General features: G+C 37.9%; 24 protein-coding genes and 1 riboswitch. Of the genes, 19 read left to right on the forward strand and 5 right to left on the reverse strand.

Annotated elements, in window-relative coordinates; all coding sequences use genetic code 11:
* Positions 1–51: 51 nt before the first annotated feature.
* A complete protein-coding gene (locus tag AC0INN_RS17720; RefSeq protein ID WP_273650827.1) occupies positions 52–624 on the reverse strand; it encodes a Crp/Fnr family transcriptional regulator in 573 nt (190 codons plus the stop codon).
* A gap of 64 nt (positions 625–688) precedes the next feature.
* Between AC0INN_RS17720 and AC0INN_RS17725 the strand changes: the two genes are divergently transcribed.
* Positions 689–1054: a DUF1304 domain-containing protein gene (locus AC0INN_RS17725; protein ID WP_172284031.1), complete on the forward strand. Its 366-nt coding sequence runs from the start codon at positions 689–691 to the stop codon at positions 1052–1054.
* A gap of 56 nt (positions 1055–1110) precedes the next feature.
* Here the strand turns inward: AC0INN_RS17725 and AC0INN_RS17730 are convergent, their stop codons facing one another.
* Complete coding sequence (locus AC0INN_RS17730) at positions 1111–1497, reverse strand: winged helix-turn-helix transcriptional regulator (protein ID WP_172284029.1); 387 nt, start codon at positions 1495–1497, stop codon at positions 1111–1113.
* A gap of 92 nt (positions 1498–1589) precedes the next feature.
* Between AC0INN_RS17730 and AC0INN_RS17735 the strand changes: the two genes are divergently transcribed.
* Together AC0INN_RS17735 and AC0INN_RS17740 are read left to right on the forward strand one after the other, a co-directional pair.
* Positions 1590–2579 (forward strand): NADP-dependent oxidoreductase, encoded by a 990-nt coding sequence (locus AC0INN_RS17735; protein WP_306614350.1) that lies wholly within the window; start codon positions 1590–1592, stop codon positions 2577–2579.
* A 3-nt stretch (positions 2580–2582) separates the two neighbouring features.
* On the forward strand, positions 2583–3053 hold the full coding sequence (locus AC0INN_RS17740; protein ID WP_273650825.1) for a cupin domain-containing protein: 471 nt from the start codon (positions 2583–2585) through the stop codon (positions 3051–3053).
* A gap of 111 nt (positions 3054–3164) precedes the next feature.
* On the opposite strand, the gene AC0INN_RS17745 is transcribed toward AC0INN_RS17740, so the two are convergent.
* Together AC0INN_RS17745 and AC0INN_RS17750 are read right to left on the reverse strand one after the other, a co-directional pair.
* Entirely contained in the window at positions 3165–3635 is a 471-nt protein-coding gene (locus AC0INN_RS17745; protein WP_273650824.1) for a thioredoxin family protein, read from the reverse strand.
* On the reverse strand, positions 3632–5701 hold the full coding sequence (locus tag AC0INN_RS17750) for a TonB-dependent receptor plug domain-containing protein (RefSeq protein ID WP_306614353.1): 2070 nt from the start codon (positions 5699–5701) through the stop codon (positions 3632–3634). The genes AC0INN_RS17745 and AC0INN_RS17750 overlap by 4 nt, the downstream gene beginning before the upstream one ends.
* A gap of 118 nt (positions 5702–5819) precedes the next feature.
* Between AC0INN_RS17750 and AC0INN_RS17755 the strand changes: the two genes are divergently transcribed.
* The 7 genes from AC0INN_RS17755 (at position 5820) to AC0INN_RS17785 (ending at position 13496) form a co-directional block, all read left to right on the forward strand.
* Positions 5820–6971: a homogentisate 1,2-dioxygenase gene (locus tag AC0INN_RS17755; RefSeq protein ID WP_273650822.1), complete on the forward strand. Its 1152-nt coding sequence runs from the start codon at positions 5820–5822 to the stop codon at positions 6969–6971.
* A 65-nt stretch (positions 6972–7036) separates the two neighbouring features.
* The gene (locus AC0INN_RS17760; RefSeq protein WP_306614355.1) at positions 7037–8311 is read left to right on the forward strand and encodes an acetyl-CoA hydrolase/transferase family protein; all 1275 of its coding nucleotides are present in this window, start codon (positions 7037–7039) and stop codon (positions 8309–8311) included.
* 110 nt (positions 8312–8421) lie between these two features.
* The gene (locus AC0INN_RS17765) at positions 8422–9201 is read left to right on the forward strand and encodes a hypothetical protein (protein WP_306614357.1); all 780 of its coding nucleotides are present in this window, start codon (positions 8422–8424) and stop codon (positions 9199–9201) included.
* Positions 9202–9430: 229 nt separating this feature from the next.
* Positions 9431–10561, forward strand: coding sequence for a 4-hydroxyphenylpyruvate dioxygenase (gene hppD, locus AC0INN_RS17770; RefSeq protein ID WP_172284014.1), 1131 nt, complete (start codon positions 9431–9433; stop codon positions 10559–10561).
* Between the two features lie 69 nt (positions 10562–10630).
* Positions 10631–11086 carry a hypothetical protein gene (locus AC0INN_RS17775; protein ID WP_273650820.1) on the forward strand — a complete coding sequence of 152 codons (456 nt, stop codon included), beginning with the start codon at positions 10631–10633 and terminating at the stop codon, positions 11084–11086.
* A 217-nt stretch (positions 11087–11303) separates the two neighbouring features.
* Positions 11304–12551, forward strand: coding sequence for a fumarylacetoacetase (gene fahA / locus AC0INN_RS17780; RefSeq protein WP_306614360.1), 1248 nt, complete (start codon positions 11304–11306; stop codon positions 12549–12551).
* A 108-nt stretch (positions 12552–12659) separates the two neighbouring features.
* A complete protein-coding gene (locus tag AC0INN_RS17785) occupies positions 12660–13496 on the forward strand; it encodes a flavin reductase family protein (RefSeq protein ID WP_306614362.1) in 837 nt (278 codons plus the stop codon).
* 59 nt (positions 13497–13555) lie between these two features.
* Here AC0INN_RS17785 and AC0INN_RS17790 read toward each other — a convergent pair whose 3' ends face one another.
* A complete protein-coding gene (locus AC0INN_RS17790) occupies positions 13556–14404 on the reverse strand; it encodes an alpha/beta hydrolase family protein (protein ID WP_306614364.1) in 849 nt (282 codons plus the stop codon).
* 136 nt (positions 14405–14540) lie between these two features.
* Here AC0INN_RS17790 and AC0INN_RS17795 point away from each other — a divergent pair, with 136 nt between their 5' ends.
* From AC0INN_RS17795 to hxpB, 9 genes are all read left to right on the forward strand, one after another.
* Complete coding sequence (locus tag AC0INN_RS17795; protein ID WP_172284005.1) at positions 14541–15314, forward strand: HipA family kinase; 774 nt, start codon at positions 14541–14543, stop codon at positions 15312–15314.
* Positions 15301–15684: a DUF3037 domain-containing protein gene (locus tag AC0INN_RS17800; protein ID WP_172284003.1), complete on the forward strand. Its 384-nt coding sequence runs from the start codon at positions 15301–15303 to the stop codon at positions 15682–15684. Before AC0INN_RS17795 ends, AC0INN_RS17800 begins: the two co-directional genes overlap by 14 nt.
* 19 nt (positions 15685–15703) lie before the next feature.
* Positions 15704–16741, forward strand: a complete 1038-nt coding sequence (locus AC0INN_RS17805) for an alpha/beta hydrolase (protein ID WP_306614366.1) — start codon at positions 15704–15706, stop codon at positions 16739–16741.
* A 244-nt stretch (positions 16742–16985) separates the two neighbouring features.
* The gene (locus AC0INN_RS17810) at positions 16986–18827 is read left to right on the forward strand and encodes a carbon starvation CstA family protein (RefSeq protein WP_273650816.1); all 1842 of its coding nucleotides are present in this window, start codon (positions 16986–16988) and stop codon (positions 18825–18827) included.
* Between the two features lie 55 nt (positions 18828–18882).
* Positions 18883–18975: riboswitch (TPP riboswitch) on the forward strand.
* A 58-nt stretch (positions 18976–19033) separates the two neighbouring features.
* Complete coding sequence (gene thiM, locus AC0INN_RS17815) at positions 19034–19828, forward strand: hydroxyethylthiazole kinase (protein ID WP_306614369.1); 795 nt, start codon at positions 19034–19036, stop codon at positions 19826–19828.
* Positions 19828–20463: a thiamine phosphate synthase gene (gene thiE, locus AC0INN_RS17820; RefSeq protein ID WP_306614371.1), complete on the forward strand. Its 636-nt coding sequence runs from the start codon at positions 19828–19830 to the stop codon at positions 20461–20463. Before thiM ends, thiE begins: the two co-directional genes overlap by 1 nt.
* Positions 20460–21293 (forward strand): bifunctional hydroxymethylpyrimidine kinase/phosphomethylpyrimidine kinase, encoded by an 834-nt coding sequence (thiD, locus tag AC0INN_RS17825; RefSeq protein WP_306614373.1) that lies wholly within the window; start codon positions 20460–20462, stop codon positions 21291–21293. The genes thiE and thiD overlap by 4 nt, the downstream gene beginning before the upstream one ends.
* Positions 21280–21930: a thiaminase II gene (gene tenA / locus AC0INN_RS17830; protein ID WP_306614375.1), complete on the forward strand. Its 651-nt coding sequence runs from the start codon at positions 21280–21282 to the stop codon at positions 21928–21930. Before thiD ends, tenA begins: the two co-directional genes overlap by 14 nt.
* Positions 21921–22574 (forward strand): hexitol phosphatase HxpB, encoded by a 654-nt coding sequence (gene hxpB / locus AC0INN_RS17835; RefSeq protein ID WP_306614377.1) that lies wholly within the window; start codon positions 21921–21923, stop codon positions 22572–22574. The genes tenA and hxpB overlap by 10 nt, the downstream gene beginning before the upstream one ends.
* Positions 22575–22579 lie beyond the last annotated feature (5 nt).

Genomic DNA, 22579 nt, shown 5'->3' on the forward strand with positions numbered 1-22579 from the left:
TAATAACATGACAAAATTCCAATTTTAAAATCTTAAAAAACTTAAACTGGTTTAAGAACGCAACTTAGCTCTAATTTCACTAAGATATTCTGGGGTAAAACCTAAAAACGAAGCAATCAAATATTGTGGAATACGCTGGATAAACCAAGGATATTGTGTACTGAAATGAATATAAAGCTCTTCCCTTGTCATTTCATATAAATAACGGATTCTTCTCTCAGAGGACGCATAAGCCCGTTGATAGATCATTCTGAAATAACGTTCCATGACGGGATGCTTTTTCAACAAGAGTTCCTGGGTTTCAAGGTCAATTACCAGAATTGTTGATCGTTCTACAGATTGAATACTAAAATCCGATTTAATCTGTCTCTCAAAAGCAAAAGTATCTGTGATCCACCAATTCTCAATCGCAAATTCAGTTGTTTGCTCGACTCCCTTTTCATTCACAAAAAATTTTCTGAGGCAGCCATTTAAAACAAAATACATGGATTTACAAACTTCACCTTCAACAAGCAGATTCTGTTTCTTCTTAACTTCCATGATCTGGAAAAAAGATAATACAGAACTATAATCTTCATCATTAATCGTAATGAATTTGTCAAGATGTGTTTTAAAAGTATCCATTTTACAATTTAGTAGTCAAACTTAACTTTATTTTTTTAGTTTTACAATTACAAAATAATTAATCATGGAAATTGTTGCAAAAATTTTGATTGCTGTAGTAGCACTGGAACATATTTATATTCTCTGGATGGAAATGTTTGCATGGGAAACAAAAGGAAAAGAAGTTTTCAAAGCCGCACTTCCTGCAGAAATGTTCAAGCCTACCAAAGGATTGGCTGCCAATCAAGGATTATACAACGGTTTTCTTGCAGCGGGACTCATCTGGACTTTTTTTATTAAAGATGCTGAATGGCAGACCAATATCGCTCTGTTTTTCCTGGGCTGTGTTGCCATTGCAGGAATTTATGGTGCTATTTCGGCTACCAAAAAAATATTTTTTGTTCAGGCATTACCTGCTATTTTAGGAATTATTGCCGTGCTTCTGAAATAGCTTTCACAAAAAGTCTGATATTGTCCAATCTTTTAATTTTTCAATCCTTTAATTAATCATTTCTGATCTCCCATCGACTGCCTGATCTTCTCGCGGTGGATAATTCCCCAATTTACTAAAGTTTCGGTAACAGGAAGTACCGATTTTCCGTAATCAGTAACAGCATAGGTTACAGTAATAGGTTTGGTATCCTGGATTGTACGCGTAATGAGTAAGTTCATTTCCAGTTCTTTCAATTCCTTGCTCAGCATTTTTGCAGAAATACCATCGATTCCTCTCTGAAGCTTTTTAAAATGGATCAACTGAGCCGTACGGTTCGTTAAATAACGCAGGATCATCAATTTCCATTTTCCACCTAAAACATCCAGACTATCCCGCATTGCGAATAATTCTTCAGTACAGGTTGCTTCCCGCTCAACTCCGTTTTCTATAATTTTTGACATAATAGTATCCTTAAAGTTACTAGTTACCAATAGTTAACTAGTAGCAAATATAAACTATTCCTGTTTTACATTTGTCTTATAAATTGATTATGATGAAAGCAGTAATACTTAATAAAGATTTCAGATTAGAAGATGGAACGGTTGAAAAGCCGCAACCCAAAAATAATGAAGTTCTGATTCAGATCAAAGCAAGCGGATTTAATCCAATCGACTATCAGATGCTCGAAAACGAACTCGAGAAAAGATTGATAAGCTCCCCCGTTTTAGGACGTGAGCTTTCTGGAATCATTGTCGGAAAAGGATCCGATGTTTCCGAATTTGAAATTGGAGACGAAATATTCTGTGGCAGTGGTTCTATGGGAAGCAATGGTTCTTATGCCGAATACATCAGCGTCCCTGCAGCAATCGTAGTTTTAAAGCCTAAAAACATTTCATTTGAACAGGCTGCTGCTATTCCATCTGTGGGGATGACGGCTTTGCAGACTTTTAACCGCTTGCAGTTGAAACCTACTGACACAGTATTGGTTACAGGCGCTACTGGAGGTGTAGGATCTTTTTTTATCAAACTCTTAATTGCTAACCACTTTAAAAATGTGGTTGCAACGGTAGGATCGGAAGAAAACAGAATGCTATTGCTGGAGATGGGTCTTCACCATGATCAGATTGTAAACTATAAAGAAACTCATCTTCCTGAAAAATTACTCAAAGCGAATGGAAATCAGCCTTTCGATATTGGAGTAGATCTTGTGGGTGAGGGTATGTCTGAAGTGACGGCCAAAGTACTGAAAGTTCATGGAATGTATGTGGATATTACTGCGCTAATTAGCAAAGAAGCCAAGGAAATCCTTTTTAATAAAGGAAATATTATTATGAACATTTCTAACTACACCTACAGTATGACAAAGAACCACGATTACTATAAAGACAGTTTAACAAAAATCTCAAATCTCATTGAAGATCACTTGATTGTCCCGCCCAAATATAAGATCGTTGGAAACTTATCTCTGGAAACCGTTCTTAAAGCCCATCAGATGCTTAAAAACAACCTCACCCGAGGGAATAAATTAATTATGACCCATTAAGTTATGAATAGAATACCAAGACGGATTGTAACAGGAATTCAAAATGGGAAGTCCACTATTATTGAAGACCATGAAGTAGAAAATACGGTAGAGCATTTACCCGGATTGATTATTTCAGATCTCTGGAATACACAAAAGACTCCTGCAAGCATGGATTTTGAAGCCCCGATCCCAAACACAGGATTCCCTCAGACACCAAAAAACGGCACCTACTTTCGCTATGTGGTTATACCTCCTGATAAAAATCTGGGTGTTGAATTTAAACCAGGAGAACCTCATCCGATGATGCACCGAACGCAGACACTAGATTACATCATTATTCTTTCAGGTGAGCTTTATCTGATCATGGAGGAGGGTGAAACGCTTCTTAAAGCAGGAGATATTGTTATCCAAAGGGGGACAAATCACGCATGGAGCAATCGTTCCGATAAATCTTGTATTCAGTTGGCAGTTTTGATTGATGGAGGAGAGTAATTGAAAGACGTAAGAATTTAATCGTTAAAGGATCAACGTCCTTTTCATCATTAAAAACTTATTTAATCGATAAAAATTCCTCGCAGATTGAGATAAATTCGGCGGGGAAATTTAATTGTACAAAGCCGAAATTTCTTCAAGTTTCTTCTTCATCTTTTCCGGTTTAAATTCGCCTTCATGGTAATACACCAAATTCTGGTTGGCATCCAATATGATCCAGAGCGGATAAACCGGCTGGCTTTTATTTTTAGACAGTGCTAAAGCCAGTTCATGAATCCCGGAATTCCCATTAGGAAGATAATGAAACTCTTTTCCTTCAAAGTTGATTTTTTCTTTCGTCTTTTCCGCTTCAAAATTGATAAAATAGAAATGATCATTAATTATAGTGACAAGCTCCTTATCTTTATTCAGATTGAAAGATTCGATTTTACAAATAGCACACCACCCGGTATACAAATGAATGATAACAGGCTTTTTCTGATTATTCCGCAATGTTTCAAGTTCAGAAAAAGTGCCCTCTCTCATCTTTTGAGAAAGACCAAAGAAGGGCACTAACATTAAAAATAAAATCAATATTTTCATTTCAAAGTATATCTTATTCCCAAAAATCCACGTATCCTCTGCATTGGTGCGTAACCATATGCCGTATCAAACTTGTAGTTATTGGGATTATTAATAGGATCATTGACATGCTGGTCAAACGGATCAAACGGTCTCATCAAAGGATCTTTGGGGGTAAAATTGAACAGATTCTTGATTCCGCAATACACCTCAAATCCTGATTTAAATGCTTTTGAAACCTGGATATTAGCTAACGAATAGAAAGGTGAGTATTCCGGACGGAAATCATCCGGAAGAACCGGAAGACGCATAGGTCCGTAGAACTGCCCGGTAAAATCTAATGTCAAAGCATTCGGAAATTTATACGTCAGACTATACGTTCCACTCCATTTCGGTGCATGAAGCTGCTGGACTTTAGAATTGCCATCATCCAGTTTCTGAAATACTTCAAGATAAGTCACCCCAAGATTGACACTTAAGGGAAAACTGAAACTGAAATCCACATTCATAGAAGCTCCCTTAGAAATCCCATATCCATGAAGGTTGTCATAAATAATTTTATCGGGATCCGTGTCGAAATCACCCACGATCTTATTACTGAAGTAGGTATAAAAAGCTGAAGCGTCAAGGTTAATCAAGCGATTACCCACAGGAATCTTCCAGATGTAATTTAAATTTCCATTGATCGATTTTTCAGGCTTTAAATCGGATTTAATAACAACCTCACGGGAACCTGTTAATGCAGCATGATCCTCGGTAAATAAATTCACTACCCTAAAGCCGGTTCCAAAATTAAACCGTAACGTGTGGTAAGGATTAGGAGAAAATTTCCATGCAAATCTGGGAGAATGAACAGAATGATGTATTTTATCGTAATCATACCTGTAACCCAGCAATATTGTGTTTTTAGAATCCAAATCCCACTGATCCTGGATGAAGGCACCCAAAATAGGAGACTTCATTGGCTGATTGATGAGTCCGTCTGCAGACGAAGTTCCCGGAGTATTGTCATCATAAAATGTCCTCTTGTAGGTAACTCCTAAGATCAGATCATGATTTCCGAATTTTCTGTCCCAGTAAGTCTGTACAAAAGCAACTTTCTGTTGTGCGTCATAAGGATTGGTACCATAAAATGAATCCTGGTTATGATAATTGTATGAAAACTGGGTAATGATCTGCTCTTTCAATGGCCATTGGTATACCCCTAAGGCTTCTACCCTATTTGTATAAATACTTTCACCATATATTTTGTCACCACCCCTATTAGCCTTTGTCCACTGCATCTCACCGCCGAACCGGTCTTCATAGAGATACCTCAGGGCTAAGCTTGCCAGTCTGTTCTCTTTTCTCTGGAAGTTCCATTTGTTGAAAACAGAAATTCTGTTCTGTAGTGTGGCATCCGTAAAATTATCTTTGTTCTGGTCTATTCTTTTGGTAAAGTTAAAATAGTTCAAACTCAATAAAGAGGCGGCTTTCTTACCTACGTTAAATTTGGTAGATAAATCTATATTATCTTCACTCCAGGTACTTGTCATTACATCCAGACTTAATTTAGGAGCTGTTAAAGCATTCTTTGTGATGATATTAATCACTCCACCCATAGCCTCAGATCCATAAATTGATGAAGCCGGACCTTTTACCACTTCTATCCTGTCGACCAGGCTGTTGGGTATCCCACTAAGCCCGTAAACAGTAGATAACGAGCTCACAATAGGCATCCCGTCAATAAGGATCATTGTATAAGGACCTTCAAGACCGTTGATGTGTATATCTCCGGTATTACAAACCGAGCAATTGAGCTGAGGGCGGACTCCGTTAACCATTGAAATCGCTTCAAAAATATTCGGAGTAGGATTTTTCTGGAAAAATTTCTGGCTATAGATTTCTACAGCTACAGGGCTTTTGGATCTGCTGATAGGTTTTATGGTTCCTGTCACCACCACATCATCGATCAGCTTTGTTTTGATCTCTTTTTTAGCAACAGAAATAGAATCAGGCCTTTGATTTTGATTTAAAGTTAAACTATCTGTTTCCTGAGAAAAACAATAAGAGGATAAAAGTACACCAGAAAATAATATTCGCTTCATGAAATAATAATTGTTAGGCAAATCTAACAATTATTTTCGAAACAAAAAACTCTATGATAAATATCCTCTAAAATAATTCGTCAAAAATTATTAAATTTGAGAAAATATAAAGGTAAAAATGAGATATAACCAGTCCGGGAAAATCCCACAGAAAAGACATACGATTTTTAAATCTCCTGAAGATAAATTCTACTATGAACAACTTTTCGGAACGGAAGGGTTTCATGGTATTTCCTCTTTGCTTTATCATATCCACCGTCCTACACAGATCAAATCTATAGGTACACCAAAAGATGTAACCCCAAAAATTGCGGTAGAAAAAAATGTGACCCCGAGAATGTTTAAGGGGATGCAGGTGACTCCTGAAGACGATTTCCTGGACAGCAGAAAATTCCTTTTGGTCAATAACGACTTGAAAATGGGATTATCGAAGCCTAGAAAATCTACGGATTATTTCTATAAAAATGCAGAGTGTGATGAGCTTTTGTTCGTTCATGAAGGAAAAGGTGTTTTAAAGACCTTTGTTGGAAATCTCGAATTCTCAACCGGTGATTACCTCATTATACCAAGAGGAACCATCTATCAGGTGGAAATCCAGTCAGAGAACACTGTATTTTTTGTTCTTGAAAGTCATTCTCCGATCTATACTCCGAAACGTTACCGAAATGAATTCGGGCAACTCCTGGAACACTCTCCTTTCTGCGAAAGAGATATCATTGCCCCTACCTTCGTTGAACCTATAGACGAAAAAGGAGAATTTCTCATCAAAGTAAAAAAAGAAAATCAGATTACCGATTTCATTTATGCAACTCATCCATTTGACGTGGTGGGCTGGGACGGTTACTTCTACCCTTATAAATTTAATATCAAGAATTTTGAACCGATTACAGGGAGAATACATCAACCACCACCAATCCATCAGAACTTTGAAGGGCATAATTTCGTAGTCTGCTCATTCTGTGCCAGAATGTACGACTACCATCCATTAGCCATTCCTGCACCGTATAACCATTCCAATATCGATTCCGATGAGGTCTTATTCTATACTGAAGGGGACTTTATGAGCCGTAACCATGTTGATCTGATGGACTTCAGTCTTCATCCGGGAGGAATTGTTCATGGGCCACATCCGGGAGCTATGGAAAGAAGCATCGGAAAGAAATTCACAGAAGAATACGCTGTAATGGTAGATCCTTTCCGTCCTTTAAAAATCACGGAAGAAGCAATGAAGGTGGAAGACCCTACATACAAAACTTCCTGGCTGGAATAAATCCGGATAAACACAAATAACCGCAGGCAGCGCGCGGTATAAATATTATTTCAAAAAAATTCAATATGTACAATTATATTAGTGCAGAGGAAGCCGTATATACAGTAAAAAGTGGTAATCGCGTATTTTTTCACGGGAGTGCCTGTACACCAAATTATCTCATCGATGAGCTTGCGAGACAATCCCACAGGCTCGAAAACGTGGAAATGGTCTCCATTACCCAACAGGGAAATGTGGAAATTGCAAAACCTCAGTACAAGGATAACTTTTTTATTAATTCCCTGTTCGTTTCAACTCCGGTGAGGGAAGCTGTTAATTCAGAACGGGGAGATTTTGTTCCTGTATTTTTAAGTGAAATTCCGATTTTATTCAGAAACAATATCCTGCCCCTTGATGTTGCATTAATTACCGTTTCTCCTCCTGATAAACATGGTTTTTGTACGCTGGGCACATCTGTAGATGTTGCGAGAGCTGCTGTAGATACTGCGAAAATAATTATTGCTATTGTTAATCCCCTGATGCCCAGAACACACGGGGATGGAATGATCCATATCAGCCGCATTCATAAGCTTGTGTGGCACGAAGAAGAATTGCCTACTGTAGATTACGGGTCCAAGGTAGGGCCTGAAGAAATGCTGGTCGGCAAAAATGTGGCAGAACTGATCGATGACAGATCTACCTTACAAATGGGTATCGGTACAATTCCGGATGCTGTTCTTAAATGCCTGGGTAATCATAAAGATCTGGGGATCCACACCGAAATGCTGAGTGACGGAGTGATAGACCTTATCCAAAACGATGTCATCAACAATAAGTACAAAGGATACAACGATAATAAAACCATTACCAGCTTTTGTTTCGGAACAAGAAAGCTTTACGACTATGTAGATGATAACACCGTCTTTGCTTTTAAAGACGTAAGTGATGTGAATTTTCCAATCAACATTATGCGTAACAAAAAAATGGTTGCAATTAATTCAGCTATTGAAATTGATCTTACAGGGCAGGTTTGTGCAGATTCGATAGGCACTTTGCAATACAGTGGTATCGGAGGACAAATGGATTTTATGAGAGGAGCTGCGTTAAGCGAAGGAGGAAAACCTATTATTGCTATCACTTCCAGAACCAAAAAAGGAGTGTCAAGAATTGTCCCTTACCTGAAACAGGGAGCAGGAGTTGTAACTACGAGAGGACATATCCATTATGTTGTCACAGAATATGGAACGGCTTATTTGTATGGAAAAAATCTTCGTCATCGCGCCCAGGAATTAATCAGTATCGCACACCCTGACGACAGGGAGATGCTGGAAAAAGCAGCCTTCGAAAGATTCAAACATTAAGAGAATTGATATATTTTAAACGGATTTTTAACCGAACAAAAAGGGATTGATAAAAATATCCTATAATTCTTTGGCAGTATTTTTGATAAAAACCTTCTAAAGTCAGGAAATTGAAAACCATATATAACTCAATCCGGGAGGAAATAGTAAAACATTCCAAAATAAAAAATTCAGTTTTAGGTAATGTTAAAGATTGGAAAAGAAGCCATTACATTATTCTCTCTGAAATCATTAAAGAGGAACTTTCAGAATCTGAAGAACTGAAAGGAGGAAGAAAATTTGAAATAGGGAATACCATTTCGCACGTCACTTTACAACGCTTTTTTGAAAATGATTATCAGGATAAAACCCACAATGATCTTCGTTTTTTAAAGACGCTCGATAAGATCTGTATCTTTTTAGGATTCAAAGATCTGAACGATTATATTCAGTTTGCAAGAGAAAAAAAACAGGACAATGGTACGGATGATGAAGCATTTTTCAGCAATATGGTCTATGAATACTGCTCTACAGCTTTTAACTTTTATAAAAAATTTCCTGAACACGACACCGCACTTTTTAAGGATCTTGTTTTCGATGACTCGCCTTTTCTCGAAAGAGCAACCCAGTTCAGCAAAGAATTATGTGAAAGAAAGTTTCAGCTTGTAACCAAAAACAACCGTTCCAACTTTGAGGTTTTTGATATTCACATGGTCACAGACGAACCGGATAAAAAAATACTGGAGACTCAGGAATTCTGGAACCTATTGTTTAAAATAGGGGAAACCGGTGAAGAGAATTTTGTTAACCAACTGAACACCCAGATCTACTTTATCAGAAAGATAGATAACGTCTGGAAAATATGGGATAATTATAATCCCGACGCTGGTAGACTCAACAATAAAAAATGAAAGCCGTAGGAATCTACGGCTTTCAAATTTTCGAAAATATCTTTCTTTCACTTGTCTTTGTATTACAAATGTAATTAACCGAATTGTAATAAATTAAACTTAAAATTACTTAAATGAACTTTTCTTTAATATTATGTTAACTCAATTTGAGGATTTCCCATTAATACTTTTGCCATATCTAAGATTTTTGTAATTTGCATACCAATAAAAATAAAAGTAAAAAGAAAATATGTCAACACTTACATTTGCCGAAAAAATTGCTCAAGCAGAGAATTTTTTGCCAATTAATGGTACAGATTACATTGAGTTTTATGTAGGAAATGCTAAACAGGCTGCTCATTTTTATAAAACCGCTTTTGGTTTTCAGTCTGTAGCATATGCTGGTCCTGAAACAGGAGTAAGGGATCGTGCTTCTTATGTTCTTCAACAGGGAAAGATAAGATTAATCTTAACGACAGGACTTACCTCTGAATCACCAATCAACGAACATGTAAAAAAACACGGAGATGGAGTAAAAGTTTTAGCACTTTGGGTGGATGACGCTTACAAGGCTTTTGAGGAAACGACAAAAAGAGGTGGTAAGCCTTATTTGGAGCCTGTAACTTTAACAGATGAGCATGGAGAAGTAAAAATGTCCGGAATCTATACATACGGAGAGACCGTTCACATGTTTATTGAAAGAAAAAATTATACAGGACCTTTCATGCCTGGCTACGAGAAGTGGGAAAGTGACTACCAGCCGGAAGAAACAGGTTTATTATATGTAGACCACTGTGTGGGAAATGTAGACTGGAACAGAATGATTCCTACTGTAGAATGGTATGAGAAAGTAATGGGATTTGTGAACATTCTTTCTTTTGATGACAAGCAAATTAATACAGAGTATTCTGCCCTGATGTCTAAAGTAATGTCCAATGGAAACGGATACGCAAAATTCCCGATCAATGAACCTGCAGAAGGAAAGAAAAAATCTCAGGTAGAAGAATATCTTGATTTCTATGAAGGTGAAGGTGTTCAGCATATTGCTGTTGCTACCAAAGATATTATCCATACGGTAACAGAACTTAAGAAAAGAGGAGTAGAATTCCTTTCCGCACCACCAGAAGCTTATTATGACATGGTTCCTGAGAGAGTCGGTCACATCGATGAGGATCTTAAAAAACTACAGGATTTAGGAATTTTGATCGATCATGATGAGGAAGGTTATCTATTACAGATCTTTACCAAGCCGGTAGAAGACCGTCCTACCCTATTCTTTGAAATCATTGAAAGACATGGCGCACAAAGTTTCGGGGCAGGTAATTTTAAAGCATTATTCGAAGCTTTGGAAAGAGAACAGGAAAAAAGAGGAAATCTTTAATCCCAAATAATAATACTAAGTTTTGTCAGGATGAAAAGTCCTGACAAAACTTTTTTTTAAACACTTAATATGAAAAAAATTGTATTCGGAATTTTATTTTTCAGTGCATTAGGGCTAAAAGCTCAATATGGAACACTGAATGAAATTCTTACCAGACTTGAAGAAAGAAAAGGCATCAATCAACATCTTGAAAATGTAAATATTGATGATAAAAAATTTGTCTTTATCAAAGATTTTGACGACCATACGGAAAGGGATTTCATTATCATAAAAGGAAATAATGCAACCTATGTTGAAGTTTTCGATGATAAAGCCACAGGAGAAAGCAGTTCTAATGTTTTTACCGGCGATATCATCAGGAAAAAAAATATTGTTTCTTTAAGAGCCAATATCCTGGAGGGAAAAAAAGTTCCTATGCCGGTAACCAAAACCTTATTATTAACAAGACAGGATAATATCTTATATCTGATTGACGTTAATACTAAAGACAGGTGGATTGACGAAGCCTCTTATTCAAAAAAATAATACAAAATATCTTGAGGGCGCTCGTATTTGCGAAGAGCGTAGTGAGAAGGTAATTTATTTCATATCTCAATATTGAACCGACAGGTGATCATTGGATAACCAGTCAAGGAGTTTTAAGAATATTTAGTTGGAAAACATCGCTTTTCTGCTACGGCCGCTTGAGATATTGGAACCCAAATTTTAACAGATTTATTAATCTTAATTAAATTACAATCTTATGAAATCATTTGTAGAGTATTCCTCAAATTCAGACTTTTCTATACATAATATTCCTTTTGGAGTAGCTGTTTTCAATAAAGAATATATCGGATGCTGCACCAGAATCGGTGATCAGATCATTGACCTTGCCAGCCTGTATGATCTGGGCTATTTTGAAGATATTGAAGGGCTTGAAGATAACGTCTTCGAAGCTTATACCCTTAACGAATTCATTGAATTGGGGAAACCCATTACCAATGCCGTGCGTACTAAAATCCAGGAATTATTACAGGAAGGCTCCACTTTATCAAAAGACCAGAAAACCATAGAAGATGCTTTCTACGAACTGGATCAGGTAAAAATGATAATGCCTCTGCATATTCCAAATTACACCGATTTTTACAGCAGCATCGAACATGCCACCAATGTAGGAAAAATGTTCCGTGATCCTGCCAATGCGTTATTACCCAACTGGAAGCATTTGCCTGTAGGATATCACGGCAGAGCATCGTCCATTGTGATTTCAGGAACTGATATCAACCGTCCCAAAGGCCAGACTAAACCTGCTGATGCAGAAAAGCCGGTATTCGGCCCTTCTAAACAGCTTGACTTTGAACTAGAGATGGCTTTTGTTATCAACAAAAATACAGATATGGGCGAGAGCATTTCCACAAAAGATGCTGAAGATGCAATTTTTGGGATGGTTATTTTTAATGACTGGTCTGCAAGAGATATTCAGGCATGGGAGTATGTTCCGCTTGGACCGTTTTTAGCTAAAAACTTTGGCTCTTCTATTTCTCCATGGGTTGTTACTTTAGAAGCATTAGCTCCTTTCAGAACCGCTTCACCGGTACAGGATCCGGAAGTTTTGGACTACCTGAAGTTTGAAGGTGATAAAAATTATGATATCAACCTTGAAGTATACTTACAGCCTGAAAACGGAGAAGAAAACCTAATTTCTGAAAGCAATTATAAATTCATGTACTGGAATATGACCCAGCAACTGGCACACCACACGGTAAACGGTTGTAATCTTGAAGTTGGTGACCTTTATGCCAGTGGTACTATTTCAGGAAGCGATCCAAAATCATTCGGATCTATGCTTGAACTGACATGGAGAGGCCAAAATCCTATTCAGCTAAGTAACGGCCAGGAAAGAAAATTCATTGAAGATAATGATACCATTACCATGAAAGCATGGGCTGAAAAAGATGGCGTAAGAGTAGGTTTCGGGGAAGTATCTGGTAAAATAATCCCAAGTTTATAAAAAGAGTTAAAAACCTTTGAGCTACTTAAGTTAAAATATTATGGTAAAATTAGTTCACTTTAGTTTTTCAATTAATATTGATAAAACTGAAGTGACTTATTATAAAATATGAAAACAGTTATCCCATCTGAAATAACACCGGTTCAATTACAAACGATAATGCAGACCGCTGTTTCACCGAGGCCTATTGCCTTGGCTTCGACAGTTGATAAGAATGGTACTATTAATTTATCGCCTTTCAGCTTTTTCAATATGTTCAGTACCGTTCCACCTATCCTGATTTTTTCACCTTCAAGGAGAGTCCGTGATAACACCACTAAACACACGTTGAAAAATGTTTCAGAAGTTCCAGAGGTGGTAATCGGAACAGTCAATTTTCCTATTGTACAACAAATATCTTTAGCTTCAACAGAATACGGAGACGGGGTTAATGAGTTCATCAAATCCGGTCTTACAATGAAGGACGCTGATCTTGTACAGCCCAAACTGATTGAAGAGTGTCCGGTTAATTTTGAATGTAAAGTACTCGAAATAAACCCCCTGGGAGATCAGGGCGGAGCAGGAAATCTGATCATCTGCGAAGTACAGAAGATTCACATAAGGGAAGAATATCTGAACGAGGAAGGCAATCTGGATCAGAAAAAACTGGATATGGTAGCCCGTCTGGGAGTAAACTGGTACTCAAGAAGTAATGAAAACAGTCTTTTTGAAGTTCCTAAACCATTGGTAACAAAGGGAATTGGATTTGATCTTCTTCCTATTGAAATAAGATACAGTAAAATTTTTACAGGAAATGACCTGGGTATGCTTGCCAACATTGAAGCTTTACCGGACGGTAGTTTTCATTCTGAAGAAAACATTCATCAGGAAGCGCAGAAACTTCTGCTTGAAAGTAAAATCAACGAGGCCTGGAGTATTTTAACCAAGCCGACACAGAATGACTGAACATGAATCTATAAGATCTAAAATAAAAAAGGAGTGGCATTGCCACTCCTTTTTTATTTTTATTCGTGTACAATCTTATTGTTAATAAAGTCAATACATTTTTCGATAGCTTTATTCAGATCTTCCGGTAAATCAGGACTTTCCCAGGGCTCTTTGGCTCCGAATGTATGATTCGCATCTTCAATTAAAAACAGTTCAGAATTCGGGTTCAAAATATGGAGATGTTCCGCTTCTTTTGGAGCAACACTTTCATCGTTGGTGCCATGGATAATTAAAATATGAGCTTTTGCCATTTCCATTGCTCTTTCTACATCGAAACGATGCACATTCTCTTCAAAATCTATATAAAACTGAAAATAATGAGGCATTTCCTGCTTTGTTCTGCCATTCATAACATAATACACACCTTCTTTTTTCCAGTTTTCAAAAGCATTTCCTGTTGGAAAACGCTCAAGGGTATCTACACTTGCAAGGGTAATTAAGCCGTTTATTCTTTCATCTTCGGAGGTTTTTATAATCGAAATGCCTCCTCCTCTGCTGTGTCCTATTAAAATGACCTTTTTATCGTCTACCCTATCATCTGTAATAAAAAAATCAATAGCAGCACCGAGATCGGAAAGTTCCTTAGAATAATTATTTTGCCCGAAAGCTTCCAGATCCCCGAAGTTATGAGGATCATTTGTTGTTGTCCCGTTATGGGAGGAATTAAACTTAACAAAGAAAAAACCGGCTTTTGCTATTTTTTCAGCCATAAGCCCCCATGCTCCCCAATCTTTATACCCTTTATATCCATGTACAAAAATTACCAGTGGTAATTTTCGTTTACTTTCCGGATAATAAGCATCTGCAAGAAAATCCTTTGTTTCAGGATTTGAAATAACAATATTCTCTTTTTTTATAACTTCCATACTCACTTCTTAAAGAATCAGCCAGAAAAGAACATCTTATCACAAGAATATTTCTTCCACTTTGATGGCTGACATAATTTCAACTAAAAATATTAAAAATAGGAACAAACACAAAGTAAAATCTTATTTTTGCGGTATGTTGGATTTAAGAACAGTAACGGTAATGCGCTACATCCTTCCATTAAGAGAGGGAGGTTCGCTTCCGGCTTTGGCAGAAGCTGATGATGACTTTAAATATGTCCTGAAGTTCCGGGGTGCCGGCCACGGAGTAAAAATGCTGATATCTGAACTTTTAGGAGGAAAAATAACAGAAGTTTTGGGATTAAAAATTCCTGAGCTTGTTTTTGTAAACCTGGATGTAGATTTTGGACGAACGGAAGCTGATGAAGAAATTCAGGATTTGCTAAAATTTTCGGAAGGGCTGAATCTGGGACTTCACTATCTTTCCGGATCGATCACATATGATCCGGGTGTAGTCATCGATCCTCTACTGGCCTCAAAAATAGTATGGCTGGATGCATTCATCACCAACATCGACCGTACTTATAAAAACACCAATCTGCTGATGTGGCATAAGGAACTCTGGGTAATTGATAACGGAGCTTCTTTTTATTTTCATCACTCATGGCAAAACTTTGATGCAGCGGCAAAGACTCCTTTCAAATATGTAAAAGATCATGTTCTTCTTCCCAAAGCTAAAATGCTGGATGAAGCCGACCAATGGGCACATGAGGTTTTAAATGAAAAAGTATTCCGGGAAATTGTAAATCTGATTCCCGAAGATTGGCTACACTGGAACGATGCGGACGAAAGTCCTGAAGAAATCCGTGAGGTGTACTTCCAATTTATGAAAACAAGGCTAGAAAATTCACAAATCTTTGTAAACGAAGCTAAAAATGCAAGAGGATAAAATATACGAATATGCCGTAATACGTCTGGTACCTAAGGTTGAAAGAGAAGAATTTTTCAATATAGGCCTCGTGATGTTTTCAAAAAAAGAAAAATTCATTCGTGTAGATTTTTATCTATGCCCAGATAAATTCAGACTTATGCACAGCAAACTTGACTATGAAGACATTATTCAGAACCTGCAAAGTTTTCAAAAGATTGCCAATGGAGATAAGGACGGTGGACCAATAGCCCTGCTTGATATTCCCGAGCGTTTTCGCTGGTTAACAGCGGTAAGAAGTTCCGTTATACAAACATCAAGGCCTCATCCCGGAAAATCCAAAGATCTTGAAAAAACTTTTGGTAAACTTTTTGAGGAGTTAGTAAAATAACCAATTTCTCAAAAATTATATGGCATCATTCAAAAGCAATATTACAATATACAGGTTTTATTTAAACCTGTTTTTTATTTTACTTCTGAGCATTTCCCCTGTCGCTTTTTCCCAGAATCAGCTTCAGCCTAAAGCCCCAAAAAGCAGTCTTTTAAAAGAAAGGACCATTTCATCAGAAGATATTTTCTATAAAACCAATAAGGAAGGTTCAATAGCTTTGGATATGTATAGCCCAAAAACAACCTCTGCGGAAAAACATCCTGTGCTTATTTATGTCCATGGAGGGGGATGGGTCGGCGGTGATAAGATCATTCACGCAGATTCCTATATAGAAAACCTTATTCTCAAGCTGGTAGAAAAGGAATATACTGTAATCAGCATCAACTATACTTTAGTGAATAAAGATATCCATTTTCCAAATCCTATCCAGGATACTAAGGATGCTATACGATGGGTCAGAAAGAACGCAGATAAATATCACTTTGATACCAACAATATAGGACTTTTCGGGGCGTCTGCCGGGGCGCATCTTTCATTGCTGGCTGCCTATACGCAAGATAATGAATTCGTCGGAGCACCTGAGCTCTCATCTTATTCTGCAAAAGTAAATTATGTAGTCAATAATTTCGGACCTACTGATCTTAATAAACTTTTACATACCCGTGTGGGAAATGTAGGTGCCTTTTTTATTAGCCTTTTTTCAAAGAAAATTGTTGATCTAAGGGGAAAACTGATCTTAGGAATTTCAGGATACGACATCAAAAAAGACAAGAAGAAAGTCATCAAATACTTTGAAACGCTTTCACCGGTAACCTATGCTGATCATGCAACCCCAACCCTAACTCTGCAAGGAAATAAGGATAAAATTGTACCTCTCAAACAATCGATACTACTGGAACGAAAACTTGAAGAAAATGAAGTACAAAATAAACTGACTATCGTAGAAGATGGTATACACGGCTTCGGAACCACCGATAAAAACTACCTTAATCAGCTTGTTGATGAAATGGTAGATTTTATTGTTTCTCAGAGAAAGACTAAGCCCAGGAATCATTAATGTTGAAATGAAATATACTTCTAAACTAACAATAAATTATAGTTAACTCAAACGGATAACAATATAAAATATTAATTATCAGACTATTAAATAAGTAATTATTTTCAAGTTTTGTTAATTTGCTAGATTAGTATACATATTCTTATTTTTTATTTACAAAATAATTAACTTGGCCATTGTTTAAATTATTCAAAATAAATTAAACAAAAAATTTAATTATTTATTCATAAAAAATCAAGACGATATGGATTTCCTAAATAACATCAACGCCTTAACTTTAGTTTTCACATCGCTCCTTATTTTCGCCATAGCATATCGTATCTATGGAATTTTTCTCGCCAATAAGGTATTACGTCTTAATAACAAAAATACGACTCCTGCATTGGAGTTTGCGGATGGTAAAGACTATGTTGCAACTAATAAGAACGTTCTTTTCGGACATCACTTTGCTGCAATTGCAGCTGCCGGACCATTGGTTGGGCCTGTTCTTGCCGCGCAATTCGGATACCTTCCCGGAGCATTGTGGATTCTGATAGGCTGTGTATTGGGAGGTGGTGTTCATGACATGGTCGTTTTGTTCGCATCCGTAAGGCATAAAGGCCAGAGTCTGGCAACCATCGCTTCTAAGGAAATTGGAAAAACAACCGGAACAGTAGCCGGGTTTGCGATTTTATTTATTCTTATTCTTACGCTGGCAGGACTATCGTTGGCGTGTATCAATGCTATGCACGAAGCCTCATGGTCATTATTTACCGTAGTGATTACAATGCCTATTGCCATCATTATGGGTCTGATTATGCGCTATCGCAAAAATAGTGTCACTTTTGCCAGTATCCTAGGAGGAGTCCTTCTTATTGCGGGTATTATCGGAGGGCATAACCTGATGCAGAATGAAACCATGCATAATTTGTTCTCCTGGGATATCACCACCATTTCTATAGCTATTCCTTTGTATGGTTTTTTGGCATCCGTTCTACCGGTATGGCTGCTGCTCGTCCCAAGGGATTATCTGTCGACATACCTGAAAATCGGAACTATCATCATGCTTGCTATCGGAGTAATTGTGATCCATCCCACGATACAGATGCCTGCCCTTACACAGTTTGTAAACGGTGGCGGACCTGTGATCGGAGGACCTGTCCTTCCATTCATTTTCATTGTTATCGCATGTGGTGCTATTTCGGGTTTTCACGCTGTTATAGCAACCGGAACAACGCCTAAAATGCTAAATAAAGAAAGGGAAATTCTTTTTGTAGGATATGGAGCAATGCTTGTTGAAGGATTTGTTGCCCTAATGGCATTGATCGCAGCATGTACATTAATGCCCGGAGATTATTTTGCCATAAACACTCCGAAAGACTCTTATGATGCATTTCTGGCTGCTCATCCTTCTTTACACGGAGTTGATATTGATTATTTTTCACAGAAAATCGGGATCGATCTTCATGGCAGAACCGGAGGTGCTGTATCTCTGGCTGTGGGAATGGCTCATATATTCAATAAGATCCCCTATATGGATCAGTTAATGGCTTATTGGTATAATTTTGCAATCATGTTTGAAGCTGTTTTTATTCTTACGGCTATTGACGCAGGAACAAGAGTAGGACGTTTCTTTTTGCAGGAAATGCTGGGTTCTGTAATTCCGAAATTCAATGACAAAAACTGGAACCCTGGGATTATTATCAGCAGTCTGATCTTCACTTTTGCATGGGGATATCTCGTATTTACAGGAAACGTCAGTAGTATCTGGCCATTATTCGGGATCAGCAACCAGCTGCTTGCTGCCTGTGGACTGATCGTCTGTACAACAATGCTCATACGGTTAAACAGAGGCAAATATGCCTTGTGTGCAGCTATACCGGGTGTGTTCATGGCAGGGATCACATTCTGGGCAGGTTATATCCAGGTTACCTCCATTTATATTCCCAAAGGGCAATACTTACTGGCAACACTTGCTGTGGTTGCGATGGTCTTGATGCTTATTGTATTTGTAGGAGCCTTCAGAAAGTGGTATGAGCTTATCAAAATTAATAAATCGGAAATTGATTATTACGGAGAAAGCGTAAAGGAGCTGGTAGAGAGATAAAAGGTTTGGGTTACTAATTAATGATAAGGCCATATCTGATATTTTTCTTACATTTGTTATGCTTTAGGGGTATTCTGAGAAGAATTGAGAGAGTCCCTTTGAACCTGATACGGCTTACACCGACGTAGGGAAAAGCAAAAAGACATTCTTTACAATGTACTTTTGTTTTGGATTTTTTCCTGAAGCTATTTATTTAATCAATAATAATGGATAAAAATCTTTGGGAACAAGTACAGCTCGTAAGACAGCAATCCCCCCTTGTACACAATATCACCAATTACGTGGTGATGAATAATACAGCTAATGCCCTTTTGGCTGTGGGAGCTTCTCCGATCATGGCACATGCAAAATCTGAAATTCATGAAATGGTCAGTATTGCACATTCAGTCGTTATTAACATAGGTACGCTGGATGAATATTGGGCAGAGTCAATGATAATAGCCGCAAAGGCTGCTCATTCATTAAAAAAACCGTGGATTTTGGATCCGGTAGGTGCCGGCGCAACGGATTTCCGTGATGAGATTTTACACCAGCTTTTACCGTACCAGCCGACTGTAATCAGAGGTAACGCATCAGAAATCATTGCTTTGGCTAAAGCAAACACAATCGTTACAAAAGGAGTCGACAGCACAGCAAAAAGTGACGAAGCGATCAATGCCGCCCAATATCTCGTCAATCAACACGATACGATTGTCTGTATCTCCGGAGCTACAGATATTATTACTGACCGACAGCAGACCTCCTTTATCCGTAACGGGCATCATTTAATGACCAAAGTTACCGGATTAGGCTGCTCGGCAACTGCCCTTATTGGTGCTTTTGCAGGAGTTACCGAAAAATATTTTGAAGCAACTGCGGCCGCAATGGCATTAATGGGTATCGCAGGTGAACTGGCTGTTTTGGAAAGCAAAGGTCCTGGAAGCCTTCAGGTTAACCTTCTCGATAAATTATATACTATTACCGAAGAGGAGTTTCTCAGTCATCTCAAGTATGAAAGATAATGAATCGACATCCTTTTCCTTACCAGCTTTACCTTGTTATTTCTGAGGCAGATTGTCCCGGAAGAGATTTTTTAAAGGTTGCAGAGCAAGCTATTCTAGGCGGCGTTGATATCATCCAGCTAAGAGAAAAAAACAGCTCTCCCGATGAATTCCTCCAAAAAGCCAGACAACTGATAGCAATTACAGAAAAACATCATATTCCACTGATTATTAATGACAACGTAGAAGTGGCCACAAAAGTAAACGCGGCAGGCATCCATGTGGGTAATACCGATGCAAGCCCCGTCTATTTGAGGGAGCAGCCACTCATTCACAATAAAATGATTGGTTACTCCATTGAATATCTCGATCAGCTTGAAAATGATCAGACTGCAGCATCAGACTATCTGGGCATCAGCCCGGTCTTCCGCACGACTACCAAATCAGATACAGTTACTGAATGGGGATTGGAAGGAATAGCAAAAATAAGGCAACTGACCTCAAAGCCCCTTGTTGCTATTGGCAGTGTCAACTTAACCAACGCCAAGGCTATTATGGACGCGGGAGCCGACTGTATTGCCGTGGTTTCTGCAATATGCGGTGCTGATGATCCTCAAAAAGCAGCTTATGAACTCAAAAATGAAATTGTAAAATGAAAAAATTTAAATATCCATCCGTATTAACGATAGCAGGATTCGACGGAAGCGGAGGGGCTGGCATCCAGGCTGATATTAAAACCGCCTCTGCCCTGGGATGCTTTTCAACATCGGTGTTAACTGCTTTACCGGTCCAGAATACCCAGGGAGTAAGAAAGATATATCCAATTCCTGTAGAAGCAGTAGCTGATCAGATCGAAGCTATTTTAGATGACATTTTTCCTGATGCAATCAAAATCGGAATGGTCCATACTTCCCAGCTTGTGGAAACCATCGTTTCAACACTCGGTAAATATAAAAAGATTCCTATTGTATTCGATCCGGTAATGGTCGCGACAAGTGGACATCGCTTAATAGAAGAAGAGACTATTATCGCTATTACAGAAAAACTTTTCCCTATTGCAGATGTGATTACCCCTAATATGGATGAAGCAGCAATTTTAGCCAGCATGGAGGTGAAAACGCTTGAAGACCTTTATGCAGCAGGAAAACTGATCAAAGGTCTGGGCTGCAAAAGCATTCTTTTAAAAGGCGGACATCAGGATACCTCAACGATTACCTCATTATTCTACGATGAAAATAATCAATACCATACCTTTGAAACCATCAAATTTGCAACCCACAATACCCATGGTTCAGGCTGCACCCTTTCTTCGGCTATAGCCGCATATCTGGCTCAGGGAAAAACCTTATTTGATTCTGTTTCTCTTGGACAACAATATGTTTATAAAGCCATAGAAAATGGAAAAGATGTAGAAATCGGTTTGGGAAACGGCCCGCTTAATCACTTTTTTAACCCTCAAAAACTGATCAAAAATGAAATGGTCTGAAAAAACCTGGCAAGCCATTGAAGACAAATACATGTCTATTTTGCAAATGGATTTTATCAAAGAGCTTTCAGCCGGCAATTTGCCGCTTGAAAATTTTAAATTTTACATGGCTCAGGACTCTCTATATCTTGAACATTTTGGACGAACGCTTTCGCTAATTGCTGCTAAGATCCCAGATCTCCAGGATGTTCTTTCTTTTATCAGGTTTGCCGAAAATGCGATCGTGGTCGAAAATGCTTTACATGAATTTTATTTTAAGGATTTTGGTGTTACCGATAAAGGTGTTTTACAGCCTGCATGTCATCACTATATCCATTTTCTGAGGAGTACTGCTGCTCTGGAATGTGTTGAAGTTGCAGTTGCTGCAGTGTTGCCGTGCTTCTGGATCTATAGGGAAGTAGGAAACTTTATCTTTAAATATCAGAACAATATTAATAATCCTTATCAAAAGTGGATCGATACTTATGGTGGAGAGGAATTTTCTGCTGCTGTAGATCATGCCATTGCTATTTGTGATAAGATCGCAGAAAAAGCTACAGATGATACAAGACATAAAATGACAGAAGCTTTTATCATGTCAACCCAAATGGAGTACCATTTTTGGGAAGCGGCCTATGAATTAAAAATATGGAAATAAAACCTGCAAAAGCTGTTATTTTTGATATGGACGGTGTTCTTATCGATAGTGAAAAATTCTGGAAACAAGCTGAGTCCGAAGTATTCAGCTCATTGGGTGTAAAGATTACTGATGAATTCACACAGCTCACTCAGACGATGACTACTGCTGAGGTTACCGAATTCTGGTATAAAAAATACCCTTGGGATAACCTTGCATTGGACATTGTGGAACAACAAGTCATCTCAAGGGTCATTGAACTGATCGCAACAGAAGATTGTACTATTGCGGGTATAAAAAAGTTTATAGAAGATCTAAAATCAAAGCAATACAAAATAGGCCTAGCCACCAATTCTCCTTACAGGATCATTCAAACCGTTCTTGATAAAGCGGAGATTGCCCATTTATTCGATCATATTACCTCAGCTGAGTTTGAAGAACATGGTAAGCCTCATCCTGCCGTATATTTTACTTCAGCAAAAAACCTGAAAGTTGACCCTCAACATTGTCTTGTAATAGAGGACAGTCAGTCCGGTATTCTTGCTGCCAAAAATGCAGGAATGACTGTCATTGCTTTTACCAATCAAAATTCAGAAATTTATTTTGATCTCGCAGATCACAGAATAATCAGTTTTGAAGATCCTTTGCCTGCATTGTTCAGCTAGTTTTT

The sequence above is a fragment of the Chryseobacterium subflavum genome (assembly GCF_055762745.1).

Excerpts from the sequence above, each read along its gene's own strand:
- AC0INN_RS17720 (WP_273650827.1), bottom strand. The coding sequence starts at position 624 with ATGGATACTTTTAAAACACATCTTGACAAATTCATTACGATTAATGAT.
- AC0INN_RS17725 (WP_172284031.1), top strand. The coding sequence starts at position 689 with ATGGAAATTGTTGCAAAAATTTTGATTGCTGTAGTAGCACTGGAACAT.
- AC0INN_RS17730 (WP_172284029.1), bottom strand. The coding sequence starts at position 1,497 with ATGTCAAAAATTATAGAAAACGGAGTTGAGCGGGAAGCAACCTGTACT.
- AC0INN_RS17735 (WP_306614350.1), top strand. The coding sequence starts at position 1,590 with ATGAAAGCAGTAATACTTAATAAAGATTTCAGATTAGAAGATGGAACG.
- AC0INN_RS17740 (WP_273650825.1), top strand. The coding sequence starts at position 2,583 with ATGAATAGAATACCAAGACGGATTGTAACAGGAATTCAAAATGGGAAG.
- AC0INN_RS17745 (WP_273650824.1), bottom strand. The coding sequence starts at position 3,635 with ATGAAAATATTGATTTTATTTTTAATGTTAGTGCCCTTCTTTGGTCTT.
- AC0INN_RS17750 (WP_306614353.1), bottom strand. The coding sequence starts at position 5,701 with ATGAAGCGAATATTATTTTCTGGTGTACTTTTATCCTCTTATTGTTTT.
- AC0INN_RS17755 (WP_273650822.1), top strand. The coding sequence starts at position 5,820 with ATGAGATATAACCAGTCCGGGAAAATCCCACAGAAAAGACATACGATT.
- AC0INN_RS17760 (WP_306614355.1), top strand. The coding sequence starts at position 7,037 with ATGTACAATTATATTAGTGCAGAGGAAGCCGTATATACAGTAAAAAGT.
- hppD (WP_172284014.1), top strand. The coding sequence starts at position 9,431 with ATGTCAACACTTACATTTGCCGAAAAAATTGCTCAAGCAGAGAATTTT.
- AC0INN_RS17775 (WP_273650820.1), top strand. The coding sequence starts at position 10,631 with ATGAAAAAAATTGTATTCGGAATTTTATTTTTCAGTGCATTAGGGCTA.
- fahA (WP_306614360.1), top strand. The coding sequence starts at position 11,304 with ATGAAATCATTTGTAGAGTATTCCTCAAATTCAGACTTTTCTATACAT.
- AC0INN_RS17785 (WP_306614362.1), top strand. The coding sequence starts at position 12,660 with ATGAAAACAGTTATCCCATCTGAAATAACACCGGTTCAATTACAAACG.
- AC0INN_RS17790 (WP_306614364.1), bottom strand. The coding sequence starts at position 14,404 with ATGGAAGTTATAAAAAAAGAGAATATTGTTATTTCAAATCCTGAAACA.
- AC0INN_RS17795 (WP_172284005.1), top strand. The coding sequence starts at position 14,541 with ATGTTGGATTTAAGAACAGTAACGGTAATGCGCTACATCCTTCCATTA.
- AC0INN_RS17800 (WP_172284003.1), top strand. The coding sequence starts at position 15,301 with ATGCAAGAGGATAAAATATACGAATATGCCGTAATACGTCTGGTACCT.
- AC0INN_RS17805 (WP_306614366.1), top strand. The coding sequence starts at position 15,704 with ATGGCATCATTCAAAAGCAATATTACAATATACAGGTTTTATTTAAAC.
- AC0INN_RS17810 (WP_273650816.1), top strand. The coding sequence starts at position 16,986 with ATGGATTTCCTAAATAACATCAACGCCTTAACTTTAGTTTTCACATCG.
- thiM (WP_306614369.1), top strand. The coding sequence starts at position 19,034 with ATGGATAAAAATCTTTGGGAACAAGTACAGCTCGTAAGACAGCAATCC.
- thiE (WP_306614371.1), top strand. The coding sequence starts at position 19,828 with ATGAATCGACATCCTTTTCCTTACCAGCTTTACCTTGTTATTTCTGAG.
- thiD (WP_306614373.1), top strand. The coding sequence starts at position 20,460 with ATGAAAAAATTTAAATATCCATCCGTATTAACGATAGCAGGATTCGAC.
- tenA (WP_306614375.1), top strand. The coding sequence starts at position 21,280 with ATGAAATGGTCTGAAAAAACCTGGCAAGCCATTGAAGACAAATACATG.
- hxpB (WP_306614377.1), top strand. The coding sequence starts at position 21,921 with ATGGAAATAAAACCTGCAAAAGCTGTTATTTTTGATATGGACGGTGTT.